The sequence below is a fragment of the Romboutsia sp. 1001285H_161024_C4 genome, assembly GCF_015550185.1.
Taxonomy (GTDB): Bacteria; Bacillota; Clostridia; order Peptostreptococcales; family Peptostreptococcaceae; genus Romboutsia_C; species Romboutsia_C hominis.
Window position 1 is genome coordinate 287,755 of record NZ_JADNAJ010000004.1, and the last position, 17,109, is coordinate 304,863.

The 17,109-nt window shown below is 30.3% G+C and carries 11 protein-coding genes, 1 tRNA gene and 2 rRNA genes; 5 read left to right on the plus strand and 9 right to left on the minus strand.

The features are described 5' to 3' along the window. Nucleotides 1–128: 128 nt before the first annotated feature. The 3 genes from hprK to I1959_RS09515 all read right to left on the minus strand — a co-directional run bounded on the left by hprK (nucleotide 129) and on the right by I1959_RS09515 (nucleotide 4,751). A complete protein-coding gene (hprK, locus tag I1959_RS09505; RefSeq protein ID WP_092922302.1) occupies nucleotides 129–1,064 on the minus strand; it encodes an HPr(Ser) kinase/phosphatase in 936 nt (311 codons plus the stop codon). Nucleotides 1,065–1,068: 4 nt separating this feature from the next. Continuing rightward, nucleotides 1,069–2,880 carry an excinuclease ABC subunit UvrC gene (gene uvrC, locus I1959_RS09510; protein ID WP_092922299.1) on the minus strand — a complete coding sequence of 604 codons (1,812 nt, stop codon included), beginning with the start codon at nucleotides 2,878–2,880 and terminating at the stop codon, nucleotides 1,069–1,071. 218 nt (nucleotides 2,881–3,098) lie between these two features. After that, a complete protein-coding gene (locus tag I1959_RS09515; protein WP_195238096.1) occupies nucleotides 3,099–4,751 on the minus strand; it encodes an ABC transporter substrate-binding protein in 1,653 nt (550 codons plus the stop codon). A 215-nt stretch (nucleotides 4,752–4,966) separates the two neighbouring features. Between I1959_RS09515 and I1959_RS09520 the strand changes: the two genes are divergently transcribed. From I1959_RS09520 to I1959_RS09540, 5 genes are all read left to right on the plus strand, one after another. After that, nucleotides 4,967–5,329 carry a DUF3899 domain-containing protein gene (locus I1959_RS09520; protein ID WP_092922293.1) on the plus strand — a complete coding sequence of 121 codons (363 nt, stop codon included), beginning with the start codon at nucleotides 4,967–4,969 and terminating at the stop codon, nucleotides 5,327–5,329. 92 nt (nucleotides 5,330–5,421) lie between these two features. Further along, complete coding sequence (locus I1959_RS09525; protein ID WP_092922290.1) at nucleotides 5,422–6,363, plus strand: ABC transporter permease; 942 nt, start codon at nucleotides 5,422–5,424, stop codon at nucleotides 6,361–6,363. Nucleotide 6,364: 1 nt separating this feature from the next. Next, nucleotides 6,365–7,396, plus strand: a complete 1,032-nt coding sequence (gene opp3C / locus I1959_RS09530; protein ID WP_195238098.1) for an oligopeptide ABC transporter permease — start codon at nucleotides 6,365–6,367, stop codon at nucleotides 7,394–7,396. A gap of 21 nt (nucleotides 7,397–7,417) precedes the next feature. Then, entirely contained in the window at nucleotides 7,418–8,443 is a 1,026-nt protein-coding gene (locus I1959_RS09535; protein ID WP_092922284.1) for an ABC transporter ATP-binding protein, read from the plus strand. Beyond that, a complete protein-coding gene (locus I1959_RS09540) occupies nucleotides 8,436–9,392 on the plus strand; it encodes an ABC transporter ATP-binding protein (protein WP_166504685.1) in 957 nt (318 codons plus the stop codon). Before I1959_RS09535 ends, I1959_RS09540 begins: the two co-directional genes overlap by 8 nt. Nucleotides 9,393–9,570: 178 nt before the next feature. Here I1959_RS09540 and I1959_RS09545 read toward each other — a convergent pair whose 3' ends face one another. From I1959_RS09545 to I1959_RS09570, 6 genes are all read right to left on the minus strand, one after another. Further along, on the minus strand, nucleotides 9,571–11,100 hold the full coding sequence (locus I1959_RS09545) for a YfcC family protein (protein ID WP_092922278.1): 1,530 nt from the start codon (nucleotides 11,098–11,100) through the stop codon (nucleotides 9,571–9,573). Between the two features lie 233 nt (nucleotides 11,101–11,333). After that, nucleotides 11,334–14,159: an excinuclease ABC subunit UvrA gene (uvrA, locus tag I1959_RS09550; protein WP_092922275.1), complete on the minus strand. Its 2,826-nt coding sequence runs from the start codon at nucleotides 14,157–14,159 to the stop codon at nucleotides 11,334–11,336. Further along, nucleotides 14,149–16,128 (minus strand): excinuclease ABC subunit UvrB, encoded by a 1,980-nt coding sequence (uvrB, locus tag I1959_RS09555; protein ID WP_092922272.1) that lies wholly within the window; start codon nucleotides 16,126–16,128, stop codon nucleotides 14,149–14,151. Before uvrB ends, uvrA begins: the two co-directional genes overlap by 11 nt. A 641-nt stretch (nucleotides 16,129–16,769) precedes the next feature. Further along, a 5S ribosomal RNA gene (rrf, locus tag I1959_RS09560) occupies nucleotides 16,770–16,886 on the minus strand. Between the two features lie 11 nt (nucleotides 16,887–16,897). Further along, nucleotides 16,898–16,971 (minus strand) — tRNA-Gly (locus tag I1959_RS09565). A 59-nt stretch (nucleotides 16,972–17,030) separates the two neighbouring features. After that, a 23S ribosomal RNA gene (locus I1959_RS09570) occupies nucleotides 17,031–17,109 on the minus strand; the annotation flags it as partial.

A 17,109-nucleotide genomic window follows, 5' to 3' on the forward strand; every position in this document is an offset into this window, starting at 1 on the left:
GAATTGAGCTAATTAAATAATATTGGTCAATTCACTTTTTATTTACATACTATAATATTTTACAAATAAAAAGTGTAGATAAGCTTATTATTTATTCCTACCTACACCATCTTTTTAAATATTTTTACTTAGCACTTCTTAGTATCTATAAGTTGAGATAATTTTTTAGTAAATTCTTGTGCTGCATCATATCCCATTCCCTTTTGCCTAAAGTTCATGGCTGCAACTTCTATTATCATAGCTGTATTTCTACCAGGTTTAACTGGTACAACTAACTTCTCGACACTTACTTCTAAAATTTCTTCAAATTCTTTGTCTAATCCTAATCTATCATAATATTTATCTTCATTCCAAGCCTCTAAGTGCACTACTAAATCAATAGTCTTACTATTTTTTACAGCGCCAGCACCATACAAGCTTCTCACATCTATTATACCAATCCCTCTTATTTCTAAAAAATGTCTAAGTAACTCTGGGGATTGCCCTAAAAGTACACTTTCATCTAATCTTCTTATTTCTACTGCATCATCGGCAACTAATCTATGACCTCTTTGAACTAATTCTAAAGCTGTTTCTGATTTACCAATGCTACTTTCTCCCTTTATTAATACTCCTATACCATATACATCCACTAATACACCATGCAATGTAGTATGAGGTGCCATTCTATCATCTAAATAATTTGATAATCTGTTTATAAATCTAGTTGTATTTCTCTTTGTGCTTAAAATTATTCTTCCATACTTCTTAGCATATTTTATGACATCAGAATTAACTTCCAATCCTCTTGTTACTATAAGTGCAGGAATTTCATAAGAAAATAATTTATCTAGTACATTTTCTCTTCTTTCTGCATCTAAATAACTAAAGTAATTATATTCTGCTCTTCCTATTATTTGAATTCTATCATAAGCAAAATGTTCAAAATATCCAGCATATTGTAATCCTGGCCTATTTACATCCTGAGAATATACATAGTACTCTTTATTATCAGGCATATATACTACTTCTAATTCTAAATCCTTTATAATTTCTTTGATTGAAACCTTATCGATGAAATTCATATTATTATCCCTTTCTGAAATAATTGTAAACATTCTCACAGGCTGCTCTATTCATTCCTTCCACTTCTAATAATTCTTCAATGTTAGCTTTTTTTATAGATTCTATATCTTTAAAGTGATTTAATAGAGCTTTTTTTCTTTTTTCCCCTATTCCTTGTATATCATCTAGAACTGATTTTGTCAAAGATTTATTTCTTAAACTTCTGTGATATGTTATAGCATAGTTATGAACTTCTTCTTGAATACTTGCGACAAATCTATACAAGTTAGATGTTTTATCTAGTTCAATCTCTTTTTCCTGGGAAATAAGTCCCTTTGTTCTATGTTTATCGTCTTTATACATTCCCCATAGAGGTATTTCTACATTATATCTTTCTAAAACTTTTTTTACTGCACTAACTTGTCCTTTTCCTCCATCTAAAAGAATTAAATCTGGTAAATCTCCATACTTCAATCTTCTTTCTACTATTTCTGCCATAGAATCAAAATCATTAGGACCTATAACTGTTTTTATTTTATATCTACGATATTCCTTTTTATCTTTTTTTCCATCAGTAAATACTACCATAGAACCAATAGAGTCTACACCTTGTATATTTGATATATCAAAGGACTCTATTCTTTTTGGTCTTTTGTCTAATCCTAGTATATTTTTTAACTCATCTAAAGCTCCAATACTTTTTTCGTACTTTCTCTTGTTCATATCGGAAAATTTCTCAAGATATTCTACAGCATTTTTTCTTACCATTTCTACTAGATTTTTCTTTTCTCCTTTTTGAGGAACCCTTATAGTAACTTTTTGCCCTTTTTTAGCAGATAACCATTCTTCTAGTATAAAACTGTCTTCTATTTCATCTTCTATTATTAATTCCTTTGGTATATACTCTTGTTCCATGTAAAACTGCTTAACAAAGGATGATAATATAGATGCTCTCTCACTTTCCATAACCCCTTCTAATATAAAATGTTCTCTACCTACTATTTTACCATTTCTAATAAAGAATACTTGAACACAAGCTTCATCATGTGCTCTTGCCATTGCTATAACATCTTGATTTAAGTCTGATGTAGTGGCATCTATTTTTTGCTTTTGCATCATTTCTTCTAAACTTCTAATTTTATCTCTGTACATAGCTGCATCTTCAAAATTAAATTCCATAGCACATTTATTCATTTTCTCAGTCAGTATTTCAATTAATTTTTCTTCTTTACCTGATAAGAAAAGTATTATTTCTTCTATCATTTTATTGTAATCTTCCTTGCTTACATTTCCTGTACATGGGCCTACACACTTTTTTATATGCATATTTAAGCATGGTCTCATTTTGTTCTTTATAGCTTTATCTATATCTATATTACAAGTTCTTATTGGATAAGTATTTCTTATTATCTCTAATGTATCATTCACTGCTGTTGTATTAGTATATGGCCCAAAATACCTTGCCTTATCCTTTAGTACTCTTCTAACTTTTAATACTCTAGGAAAATCTTCATTAGTTGTTACCTTAATATATGGGTATGTTTTATCATCCCTTAATAAAACATTATATTTAGGTCTATATTGCTTAATCAGATTACATTCTAATATAAGTGCTTCTAATTCTGAATCTGTAATAATATACTCAAATTTATATATATTTTTAACCATAGACTTTACTTTTGAAGGATGATTTTTAGATGATTGAAAATATTGTCTTACTCTATTTTTTAAGGATACAGCCTTTCCTACATATATAATATTATCAAACTTATCTTTCATTAAATATACACCAGGTTGTGCTGGAAGTTTCTTTAAATGATCCTGTATGTCAAACAATTTATTACCTCCACTTTTATATTTTCATATTAGAATTATACCCTAAAAAAATAAATTATTCCCATAGATTATTTTATTAAAATTAAAAGCGTAGATATAAAACAGTCAAAACTAATTTATACCTACGCTTTAGCAAAATCAATATATTTACTTTTAAAATTTTTAAAATTATTTATTATTAAAGTACTTAGGCTATATTATAAAGCTTTTAATTTATTTTATTTAGAAGCTCCTCTCCCACCATTTACTTGTAAGAAGAATGTAGACGCTTGACCGTAGTTGTGAACTTCCTTACTATCTTTATATTTATCAACAAAGTCAGAATCTAATAGACATCTATCTATTTGACCATCTTCATATAAGTTAACTGAAGCACTAGTTTCCTTAACTACTTTAGTATTTATAGTATCTAATTTGATTATATCTTTATTCCAATAGTTAGGATTTTTTTCCATAGTATATTGGTCTTCTACTTTCCAATTTGTTAAAGTAAATGGTCCATTATATATTTGAGTATCTGCTGTAGTACCATATTTATCTCCCTGAGCTTCAACAAATTTTTGATTTTGTGGGAAGAATACTTGGAATGATACTAATTCAGGGAAGTAAGAAACTTTTCTGTTTAACTTAACTTCTAATGTATAATCATCAACAGCCTTAACCCCTACATTTTCTGAACCTTTATCAGCTGCTTCTGCTGCCCCTGCTATATCATTCATTATGTATCCATACTCAGATGCTGTATCAGGGTTTAAAGTTCTTTTCCAAGAATACTCAAAATCTTTAGCTGTTACAGGGTCTCCATTTGACCACTTAGAATCTTTTCTTAACTTGAAAGTCCAAGTTAATCCATCTTCAGAAACTTCCCAAGACTGCGCCACACCTGGCTCAACTTTACCATCTTTATCTATTCTAGTTAATCCTTCCATAGTATTATTCATAACTGTAAAAGATGAAACGTCTGTTGCTTTACTTGGGTCCATTGTAGGTATATCTGAACTTATATCTATATTAAGAACTTTTTCTGGTTTATCTACATCTGCATATCTATAATCATAGTCAGCTCCCCAAGAATAATTTATTATTCCTGAAACATAAGGCTTCTCTAAATAAGTTCTTCCTTTTTGTTGAATTGGCGCTAAGAATCCATCAGATAACATTAATTCTTCTGCTTGTGCGTATTTTTCATATGCTTCAGTTGTAGTTTCTGCTTTTGTAGCTTCATCTACTAATTTATTAAATTCATCACTTTTATATCCAACTTGCTTAGAGAATTGGTTTCCAGTTTGCATTGTTTGTAGGAATGTTAATGGATCTGGATAGTCAGCTCCCCATCCTGAGTAAGCTAAGTCAAAGTTTCCAGCTGTCTCCTCTGCTAATTTTTGCTTGAAAGGAAGATTTTTAACTTCTACATTTAATCCTTCTAATGCATCAGATAATTCTGCTTGGATAAATTCACCTGTTCTTTTTCCTGAGTCATGGTCGAAAGTTAATAACTCAAGTGTAACAGTATCGAATCCAACTTCTTCTTTAGCTTTTGCCCATGCTTCTTTAGCTTTTTCTTCATCATAAGTTACACCTTTATCTTTTGTGTACTCTGCATAATCTTTTCCGTTGTCAAATGCCAAGTTAGATGGTGTAAATGTATCAGATGCAATTGATCCATTATTTAATATAACATCACATAAGGCTTGCTTATCTATAGCCATAGCTATAGCATTTCTTGCATTTTTATTAGCAAGAACTTCTTCTGAAGTAGCTTCTCCTCCACCACTAGAGCTAGATCCTCCTGTGCTACTGCATCCAACAAGCAAACTTGAACTTACTAATGCTATTGTTGCTAATACTGATATTTTTCTTTTTAAAAACATAGTAAACATCCTCCCCTATATCCAATTTACAAATAAACTCATATATTTAAAGTTTATTATATAACATGTTATAATAAAAATCATTTGTTTTTTTTAATTTTCTGATTTTTTAATTAAAAAAATTTTTTTATATGAAAATATTAATTTTAACTTGAAAATACTTTATTATGCTACTACAATTAAAATAATAAACAAGCTCGAAAGGCGGTTCGAATATGAAAAATACTTTTCAACTTCTTGCAATTAATGCTATTATCAGTTTATTATATTCAATTATCAACAAATTTAGTGCATATTCATTTTTAAATTGTGCATTTATTGTTGGTATGATTTATTTCCTTTTCGGATTATTATGTTTCGTTTGGGAAAAAGGATTTTTTAATATCACACTTTTCTCTTTTAATAAATTAAGTCAAGAATTTCAAAGAAGAAAAGGCGTATTAACAGAAGATATTAACATGACAATTGAAGATTACGTTAATAGAGAAAATAGCTTTTATCTTACAAATAGTTTATTAATATCTGGTTTGTTAATATCAACAATTACTATTGGTATAAGTTTTATGTTTATATCATAATTATATAAAACTAAATTAATTATTATACTTAGATTCTATATCACTTAAAACTAGTGATTTTAATTAAAAATTCAAAAAAAGGGGGGGTAGCGATGTTTCGCTATGTATTAAAACGTATTGCATATATGTTTATAACTTTATTTATAGTCATATCAGTTACATTTTTCTTGGTAAGACTTCTTCCAGGCAGTCCATTTAATGAACAAAAGTTAAATCCTCAACAAATTGCTAGACTGGAAGCTACTTATGGATTAGATGATCCTGTTCCAGTCCAATATGTAAGATATCTTACAGGTGTATTCAAAGGTGACCTTGGCATTTCATTTAAACAATCTAATAAGAAAGTCGAAGATATCATTGCCAGTCGTATAGGCCCTTCTGCTATGTTGGGTGCTCAATCTTTAGTTTTAGGTACCTTCATAGGTTTAGCACTTGGAATTGTCGCTGCACTTAAGAGAAATACTATTTGGGACTATACTTGTACTATACTTTCAGTAATAGGAGTTTCTGTTCCATCATTTGTATTTGCAGCTTCACTCCAATTGTATATTGCAAGTAAATTAAAAATACTACCTATAGCTTGGGGAGTTCCTTTAGGTTCAGATTTTAGATATGTTTGGACTATTCTTCCATCAATTGCACTTTCATTTTTTACAATATCAAACGTTGCTCGTTTTACTAGAACAGAACTTGTTGAAGTTCTAAACTCTGATTATATAATTACTGCTAAAGCAAAAGGTTTAAAAAAATCCACAGTTATCTTAAAGCACGCTCTTAGAAATGCATTAATTCCTGTTATAACTATATTAGGTCCTTTAGCTGCAGGACTTCTTACAGGTTCTTTAGTTGTAGAAAAAGTTTTTGCTGTACCTGGTATAGGTGACTTATTAGTTAATGCTATATCTATAAATGACTTATTCATAATTTCAGGGGTTGCTATACTTTATAGTGCATTCTACATAGCAGTTATATTAATAGTAGATATACTTTACGGTGTAATAGATCCAAGAATCCGTTTGGCAGGAGGTAAATAAAATGGTTGATAAAGTAATAATTGATGGTCAAGAAGTAGAGTTAACAGCTGATTTATTTGAACCTACTCCTATACAGTCAGGAGATAATGAAGCTATTACTAGAGAAAGTCTAACTTTTTGGCAAGATGCTCGAAAAAGATTATTTAAAAATAAAGGGGCTGTAGTTGGATTAATAATACTTTTTACTATAGTGTTAATGGCTATATTCGCACCTATTTTTTCTAAATATGATTATAAATCTCAAAACATAAGAAACGTTAAGATTCCACCTAAAATGCCTATAGTATCTTCTTTAGGTATAATGGATGGTAAAGATTCAAATGGTGTTGACGTTTATGCTGAGAAAAATATAAAAGAAAACTATTTATTTGGTACAGATGCACTTGGACGTGATATCTGGACTCGTACGTGGACTGGCGCTAGGGTTTCTTTATTCATAGCGGTCTTAGCAGCTGTTTTCGATTTGCTTATAGGTGTTGCTTATGGTGGTATATCTGCTTACTATGGAGGTAAAGTAGACCTTGTAATGCAACGTATAATAGAGATAATTACAGGTATTCCTCAGTTGGTTATTGTTACACTTTTCATAATGGTATTTAATCCAGGTATATTATCAATTTCTTTAGCAATGGCTGTATCTGGGTGGACTGGTATGGCTAGAGTTGTTCGTTCTCATGTACTTAGACTTAAAAATCAAGAGTTTGTATTAGCTTCTAAAACTTTAGGTTCTTCTGATTTTAGAGTTATTTTTAAACATCTTTTCCCTAATGTTATTGGTCCTATTGTGGTAATGATCATGTTCTCACTACCTCAAGCAATATTTTATGAAGCATTTTTAAGTTTTATAGGGTTAGGTCTTCAACCACCTCAAGCATCACTTGGTGTATTAATAAATGAAGGATTTAAATCATTACAAAGCTACCCATATATGATGTTTATCCCATCAATAGTAGTTTGTTCTTTGATATTTGCTCTTAATTTATTAGCTGATGGTCTAAGAGATGCTGTTGACCCTAAAATGCGTAATCAATAATTAGTAAGGGAGATGAGTTGATTGGAAAAATTATTAGAAGTTAAAAACCTGTGCGTTAGTTTCAATACATATGGTGGAGAAGTTCAAGCTGTTAGAGGCGTTACATTCGACTTACATAAAGGTGAAACACTTGCTATAGTTGGTGAGTCTGGTTCTGGTAAATCCGTTGCTTGTAAAACTATAATGAGAATACTATCTGCAAATGGTTATATAAAAGATGGTGAAATATTATTTAACGGTAAAGATTTAACTAAACTTAGTGAACCTGAGATGGAAAAATTAAGAGGTAAAGATATTGCAATGATATTCCAAGATCCTATGACTTCTTTAAATCCTACTATGACCATAGGAAAACAAATAATGGAAGGTATTATTAAGCATCAAGGTCTTAGTAAGGAAGAAGCTAAGGCTAAAGCTATAGAACTTATAGATTTAGTTGGTATATCTGAACCTGAAAAAAGGTTTAAACAATATCCTCATCAATTTTCAGGTGGTATGAGACAGCGTATAGTAATAGCTATATCTTTAGCTTGTAATCCTAAAGTTCTAATAGCAGATGAACCAACAACTGCATTAGACGTTACTATACAGGCTCAAATATTAGAGCTTATGAAAGCTCTTCAGGAAAAAACCGGAGCTGCCCTTATATTTATAACTCATGACCTTGGAGTTGTTGCTAATATGGCTGATAGAGTTGCAGTTATGTATGCTGGTAAAATCATAGAACATGGAACAACTAATGATATATTCTATAATCCTCAGCATCCGTATACTTGGGGACTTTTAGGTTCTATGCCAACTTTAGATATAGGAGATAATGATTTATATAATATACCTGGAACTCCTCCAGATTTAATGCACCCTCCTAAAGGAGATGCATTTGCTCTTCGTAGTGATTACGCTCTTAAAATAGATCACTTAGCTGAACCACCTATGTTTAAAGTTAGCGATACACACTATGCAGCTACATGGTTATTACATCCATTGGCTCCAAAGATTGAAAGACCTAATAACGTAGGTAGAAAGAAGGTGAAAGCAGATGAGTAAAAAAGTTCTATTAAAAGTTAAAAACTTAAAACAACACTTTAGAATAGATAGAAATACTACTGTTAAAGCTGTTGATGATGTTTCTTTTGAAATATATGAAGGTGAAACATTTGGTTTGGTTGGGGAGTCTGGCTCTGGTAAATCTACTACTGGTAGAGCTATAATAAGACTTTATGATCCAACTAGTGGAGAAATAGAATTTGATGGTAAAAATATCTCTTCTAAAAAATTGAAAAAAGATGAGAAAAATCATGTAAATAAAAATATGCAAATGATATTCCAAGATCCTATGGCATGTCTAAATCCTCGTATGACTGTTACTGATATAATTGCCGAAGGTTTAGATGTACATGGCCTATGTAAAACTAAAGAAGAAAGAAGAGATAAAGTTTATGAGTTGTTAAGAACTGTAGGGCTTAATGAACAACATGCTAGTAGATATCCTCATGAATTCTCTGGTGGGCAAAGACAACGTATAGGTATTGCTCGTGCTCTAGCTATACAACCAAAATTTATAATTGCTGATGAGCCTATATCTGCACTAGATGTTTCTATTCAAGCACAAGTTGTTAACTTACTTAGAAAGCTTCAAAAAGAAAATGGCTTAACTTATCTATTTATCGCCCATGACCTTTCAATGGTTAAATATATAAGCGATAGAATAGGGGTTATGCATAAAGGTAAGTTAGTTGAACTTACTACTGCTGATGAATTGTATGAAAATCCACTTCATCCTTATACTAAATCTTTACTATCTGCTATACCTTTACCAGACCCTGATTATGAAAAAAACAGAGTCCGTATAAAATATGATCCAAGTATTCATGATTATTCTACTGAAAATCCTGAATGGGTAGAAATAAGACCTGGACATTTTATATATGCATCAAAGTCTGAAATAGCAGGTTACGAAAAAGAACTTTCTGCAAAAGAAATTACTAGTAATTAATTCCTCTTTTTCATATAGAGCTATCTCCAAAAGAGATAGCTCATTTTGATGCTTTTAAACTATGTAATGTATATTATAATATACACTCTTCTATTAAAATCAGTTATTAGAATTTATTAAAAAGGAGTGTTTAAAATAAATCTCAAAAATTATTTTAAAACACTCCTTTAGTATTAATCTATATAATTACACCTATACCAAGTACTACTATTGCAAGTACTGATATCATTATAATTAATGGTGTTACAAATTTTAGCCATTTATCATAAGTTACATTTACCATAGCAAGTGATGCAAGTATTAATCCTGTAGGAGTTATAAAACTTATAAGTCCTTGTCCAAATTGATATGCACTTACTATTACGTCTCTGTTTACTCCAACAACATCTGCAAGAGGTGCCATTATAGGCATTGATAAAACTGCAAGTCCTGAAGATGAAGATATAAAGAATCCTAGTAATATATAAACAAAGAACATTACTGTTGAGAATACTATACCACTCATATTTGATACTACATTACTTAATCCATATAATATAGTATCACTTATCATACCACCATCCATTATTATAGTGATACCACGCGCAAGACCAATTATTAATGCAACTCCTAGTAAATCTGCTGCTCCTGCAACAAATTCAGAAACAAATTCTTTTTCACTAAGTTTTGCAAATATAGCTAGTATGAATGTTACAAATAAGAATAATGATGTCATTTCTTTAAATGACCATTTTAATTCTTTTACACCATATACCATTACAACAAATGATAATGCAAATATTAATAACATTAATTTTCTTCCCCATGTAAACTCAGGTACATTTTCTTCATTATGACCTTTTAGGAAGTGATCTTCTAATTCTTTCTTTTGTGAATATATTAATGATTGACTTGGGTCTTTTTTTACTTTTTCTGCATACTTAACTGTGTAGAATATACAAACTGCAAGACCTGCAACTAACATAAATATTCTTAAAGGCATTCCACTTGTAAAATCAATTCCTGCTGTATTTGATGCTATAACTGTAGAGAAAGGATTTACTGTTGATGCCATTGTTCCCATACAAGAACCAAGATATATTGCTGCAATTGCTACTAATGCATCATATCCTGCTGCCAAGAATATCGGCACTACTATTGGATAAAATGCTATTGTTTCTTCTGCTAATCCAAAGCTTGTTCCACCTATTCCTATTATTACTGTTATTATTACTATTAACCAAGCTTCTTTTCCTTTTAGATTTCTTGATAAAGCACTTATACCCGCTGTAAATGCTCCTGTTTTATTTATTACTCCTACTATACCACCTATTACAAGAACGAAAGCAATTATATCTATTGAATCATATAAACCTTGTATAGGTGCATTTAAAAATGTTGTTAATGCTTTAAATACTGTTGGTTTTTCTTTTGGTAGTTGTTCATAAGTCCCTGGTATTGCCACTGGTTTACTTATAGAACCATCTGTAAATTTACTTAGATTAGTTTTTACCCCTAGTTCATCCAGTGTTTTTTGAGTTGCTTTTTTTTCTGATACTTGACCTGTAGGCGATTCTATTACGAATACGTTTGCTTCAGCATCATAAAGTAATTTTGAATACTTTCCTGAAGGTATTACATAAGTAAGTCCTAACACTAATAGCATTACTATAAGTATTACAGTGTAGGCTGTTGGAAATGAGAATTTAGATTTCTTTTTTGCTGACATATAAATCATCTCCTTTTTTGTCTAAGTTTCTCATTTATATTTTAACATATTTTTACATATATGTTAAATTTCTTACAATTCTAAATATTACTTATATAGTTTTAGCCAATATTGCAATTAAAATTACAAAATTGGCTAAATAAAAAATTAATTTTATTAAAATTATTATATATTCTTTTAAATTCACTCATCCACGTCTGTTACTTAAAATTCACTGAGTTCATTTCACTTATTTATTCAAAATATTTCTTTAAGAACATCCCTGTGTAAGACCCTTCAACTTTAGATACTTCTTTTGGTGTCCCTGTGGCAACTATTTGACCACCTTTATCTCCACCTTCAGGTCCTAAATCTATTATGTAGTCACAAGTTTTTATAACATCTAAGTTATGCTCTATAACTACTATTGAATTACCTGTGTCTGCTAATCTTTGAAGTACTTGTATTAACTTGTCTACATCTGCCATATGAAGTCCTGTTGTAGGTTCATCTAATATATATAAAGTCTTACCTGTTGGTCTTTTACTTAATTCTGTAGCAAGTTTTATTCTTTGAGCCTCTCCACCTGATAATTGTGTAGATGGTTGTCCTAATTTTATATATGAAAGTCCAACATCCATTAATGTTTCTAATTTTCTTTTTATATTAGGTATGTTTTCAAAGAATTTAAGAGCTTCCTCAACATTCATATCTAATACATCAGCTATTGTTTTATCTTTATATTTAACTTGTAGTGTTTCTCTATTATATCTTTCGCCCTTACATACTTCACAAGGTACATACACATCTGGTAAGAAGTGCATCTCTATTTTTATAATACCATCACCTTTACAAGCTTCACATCTTCCACCTTTCACATTGAAACTAAATCTTCCTTTTTGATATCCTCTAGCTTTAGCTTCATTAGTTGATGCGAATAAATCTCTTATCATATCAAATACACCCGTATAGGTTGCAGGATTTGAACGAGGTGTTCTTCCTATTGGACTTTGGTCTATATTTATTATTTTGTCTATATTTTCTATCCCTTTTATTTCTTTATGCTTTCCTGGTCTTTCTCTTAATCTATTTATCTTTCCAGCTATTCCTTTGTAAAGTATATCGTTGATTAATGTACTTTTACCAGAACCTGAAACTCCTGTTATACAAGTAAATTTACCTAAAGGGAACTTTACATTTATATTCTTTAAGTTATTTTCAGTAGCTTTAACTATTTCTAAGTATTTACCATTTCCTTCTCTAGTCTCTTCTGGTATAGTAATTTGTTTTTTACCGCTTAAATATTGTCCTGTTATAGAATTTTCATTGTCTAATATTTCATCTAAAGTACCTTGTGCAACGATATTACCTCCATGTACCCCAGCTCCTGGACCAATATCTACTATATAATCACTTTCTCTCATTGTATCTTCATCATGTTCTACTACTATAAGAGTATTACCTATATCTGTAAGATGTCTTAATGTTCCTATTAATCTATCGTTATCTCTTTGATGAAGCCCTATGCTTGGCTCGTCTAGTACGTATAAAACTCCAACTAAAGCTGAACCTATTTGAGTAGCAAGTCTTATACGTTGTGCTTCCCCTCCTGATAAAGTTCCTGCTTTTCTTGATAGGTTTAAGTAATCTAAACCAACATCTCTTAAGAAAGCTGCTCTTCCTCTTATTTCTTTTAGTATTTCATTTGCTATAAACTTTTGCTTTTCACTTAAATTGATATTTTCTATATAATCTATAAGCTCATTTACTGAAAAATTAGTTACATCCATTATATTTTTGTTGTCTACTAATACTGATAATACTTCTTTTTTAAGTCTTGCTCCTTTACATTTTGGACAAGGAGTTTCAGCCATAAATTCTTCTATTTTTTCTCTTGAATATTCTGAGTTAGTTTCTCTATATCTTCTCTCTAAATTAACTATCACTCCTTCAAATGGCGCTCTATATTCTCTTCTTCCTCCAAACTTTGATTCAAATATAAATTCAACTATCACATTGTCTTTTCCATAAAGTAACTCTTGAACAAAGTCCTCAGGCAAATCTTTAAATGGTGTATCAAGTGATACGTTAAAATGTTCTGCTAAACTTCTAACCATTTTACTATAATATGTATCATCACTTGTGCTTACAGAACCCCACGCTGCTATAGCACCTTGTTTTATAGATAAATCTTTATTCGGTATAACTAAATCTGGGTCTACTTCTCTACTTTCTCCTAAACCATTACAAGCATCACATGCTCCAAATGGACTGTTAAATGAGAACATTCTTGGAGATAGTTCTTCTATACCTACTCCATGCTCTGGGCATGCAAATTTAGTTGAGTAAAGTATTTCATCTCCACCTATTATTTGAGCAATAACAAGACCATCAGATAATTTTATAGCTGTTTCTATTGAATCTGCTAGTCTAGCCTCTATTCCATCTTTTATAACTATTCTGTCAATCACAACCTCTATATTATGTTTTTGATTTTTATTTAATTCTATTTCATCTGTAACTTCATAGTTTTCTCCGTCAACTCTAACTCTGACAAATCCTTCTTTTTTTATATTCTCTAGTATCTTTTTATGAGTTCCCTTTTGACCTCTTACTACTGGTGATAATATTTGAAGTTTAGTTCTTTCTTCAAATTCCATCATTTTATCAACAATTTCTTGGACTGTCATTTGACTAATTAATTTACCACAAGTAGGACAATGTACTTCCCCTACCCTAGCAAATAATAATCTTAAATAATCATATATTTCTGTTACAGTACCTACAGTAGAACGAGGATTTTTAGATGTTGTTTTTTGGTCTATAGATATAGCTGGAGATAATCCTTCTATATATTCTACATTTGGTTTTTCCATTTGACCTAAGAATTGTCTCGCATAAGCTGACAAACTCTCAACATATCTTCTTTGACCTTCTGCATATATAGTATCAAAAGCTAAAGAAGATTTACCAGATCCTGATAATCCAGTAAATACTATAAATTTATTTCTCGGAAGTTCTATATTAACATTTTTTAAGTTATGCTCTTTTGCGCCTTTTATTATGATTTTATCTTCCATTAATTTCTATCCTTTCTTCTAATTCTTTTACCTTATCTCTAAGTTCTGCTGCTCTTTCAAATTGTAAATTTTGAGCTGCTTCCATCATCTCTGATTGTAATTTAGCTATATTAGCTTTTATTTCATCTATATCATCAGTTTCTTTAACTCCGTATATAACTTCTTCATCAGCGACTTTCGTAGCTTCTATAGCATCTCTAATACTCTTTTTAATAGTTGTAGGAGTTATATTATTCTCTTTATTATATAGTGATTGTATTTCTCTTCTTCTTTTTGTTTCTTCTATAGCACTTTGCATAGACCTAGTTATTCTATCTGCATACATTATAACTTTACCTTCTGAGTTTCTAGCTGCACGTCCTATAGTTTGTATTAATGATGTTTCAGAACGCAAGAATCCTTCTTTATCTGCGTCTAATATCGCCACCAAGGAAACTTCTGGAATATCTAATCCTTCTCTAAGTAAGTTTATACCAACTAATACATCAAACTTACCTAATCTTAGATCCCTTATAATCTCTACTCTTTCAAGAGTATCTATATCTGAATGCAAATACTTGACCTTTATACCAATTTCTTTAAGGTAGTTGGTTAAATCTTCACTCATTTTCTTAGTAAGAGTTGTTATTAAAACTCTTTCATTCTTTTCAATTACCTTATTTATTTCACCTACTAAATTATCTATCTGATTGTCTATAGGTCTAACTTCTATTATAGGATCAAGTAAACCTGTTGGTCTTATTATTTGTTCTGCTATAGTTGTTGAATGTTGTATCTCATATGGTCCTGGTGTTGCAGTTACAAATAGTATTTGATTAATATTTTCTTCAAATTCTTCAAAATTTAAAGGTCTATTATCATAAGCTGATGGTAATCTAAATCCATTATCTATAAGCGAACCTTTTCTAGATCTATCTCCGGCATACATACCTCTTACTTGTGGTACTGTAACATGAGATTCATCAACTATTATTAAATAATCATCTGGGAAAAAATCCATTAATGTATATGGCTTCTCTCCTGGCTTTCTGCCTGTTATATGTCTTGAGTAATTTTCTATACCCTGGCAGAATCCTATTTCTTTTAACATTTCTATATCATATCTAGTTCTTTGGTCAATTCTTTGAGCCTCTAGTAATTTATCATTGTCTTTAAATTCATTTATTCTTTCTTCAAGCTCTTTTTCTATTTCAACTATAGCTTTTTCTATTCTTTCTGGTGTTGTTACATAGTGAGATGCCGGGAATATTACTACATGATTTCTCACCCCTACCATTTTACCTGTAACATAATCTATTTCTGTTATTCTATCAATTTCATCACCAAAAAATTCTATTCTTATAGCCTTTTCATCATTACTTGCAGGGAATATTTCTAAAATATCTCCTCTAACTCTAAAAGTACCCCTAACAAAGTTAACATCATTTCTTTCATACTGTATATCTATTAATCTCTTTATAACTTCATCCCTATCCTTTTCCATTCCTGGTCTTAGAGATACCATAAGTTGTCTATAGTCTTCTGGATCCCCTAATCCATATATACAGGATACAGATGAAATTATTATAACATCTCTTCTTTCTAATATTGCTGCTGTTGCAGAGTGTCTAAGCTTATCTATTTCATCATTTATACTTGCATCTTTTTCTATATATGTATCACTATGAGCTACGTATGCTTCTGGCTGATAGTAATCGTAGTAACTTACAAAGTATTCTACTGCATTCTCCGGGAAAAACTCTTTAAATTCACTGTATAATTGAGCTGCTAATGTTTTATTATGAGCTAATATCAATGTTGGCTTATTTACGTTTTTTATAATATTAGCCATAGTAAAGGTTTTACCAGATCCTGTTACCCCTAGAAGAGTAGAAAACTTTTCATTGTTATTTATAGCATCTACTATTGACTTTATAGCCTCAGGCTGATCTCCCGTAGGCTTAAATTCCGATTTTAATTTAAATTCCAACAATATCACTCCTCTCTCACGAACATTCGTTCTTTACCATTTAATTATAACATATATCTATATATATCTTGTGCTTTATTTAATAAAATTTACATAAATCATCCATTTGTCGTAATATATTCTTTATATATTACCCACTATCCTACGATTTCAACCTTATTTATATAAGTCTTTTAACGATATGAAATTCAACTTTTATTTAATGAAGAATTATATAATGTCATTATATAGCAGTAGTGTTAATTTGAATCTGCTTGCTTAACTATTTATGATATTGTTAATGAATGTATATGTAATCTGCTTTAATTCACTATATTTTATAAAAAAATAAAGGCCTCTATGGGGGATAGAGACCTTTTTAAAATGGGGGAGATTGAGTAATTTATTTATATTAAGTTTTACATTATAATTATCTCCTGCTTTACAAAAAATATTCATAAATACTTAGATATTTTTATAAATATTTTTCATGTTGTAAAAGGATTAAAATGATTGTTTTTATTTACTCTTATAAGTCACTTACTATTTTAATTAAATATATAATAATAATCATTTATAATTTCATTATAAATAAAAAGAGATATGAATTAAATTCATATCTCTTTTTATATTTTTGTGTGTCTTTATCAATAAAAAAGATTACGTGGCTACGTCTTACTCTCCCAGGGGGTCACCCCCCAAGTACCATCAGCGCTAAAGAGCTTAACTTCTGTGTTCGGTATGGGAACAGGTGTATCCTCTTTGCTATAATAACCACATAATCTTTATTTGGAGCGGGTGAAGGGGATCGAACCCTCACAGCCGGCTTGGAAGGCCGGAACTCTACCATTGAGCTACACCCGCATATTTAATTTTATTAGTACTTTCAAAACTGTATACCATCTAGAGTTAATCATTTTATTTTGGTCAAGTCCTCGACCTATTAGTATCGATAAGCTAAATACATTACTGCACTTACACCTTCGACCTATCAACCAGGTA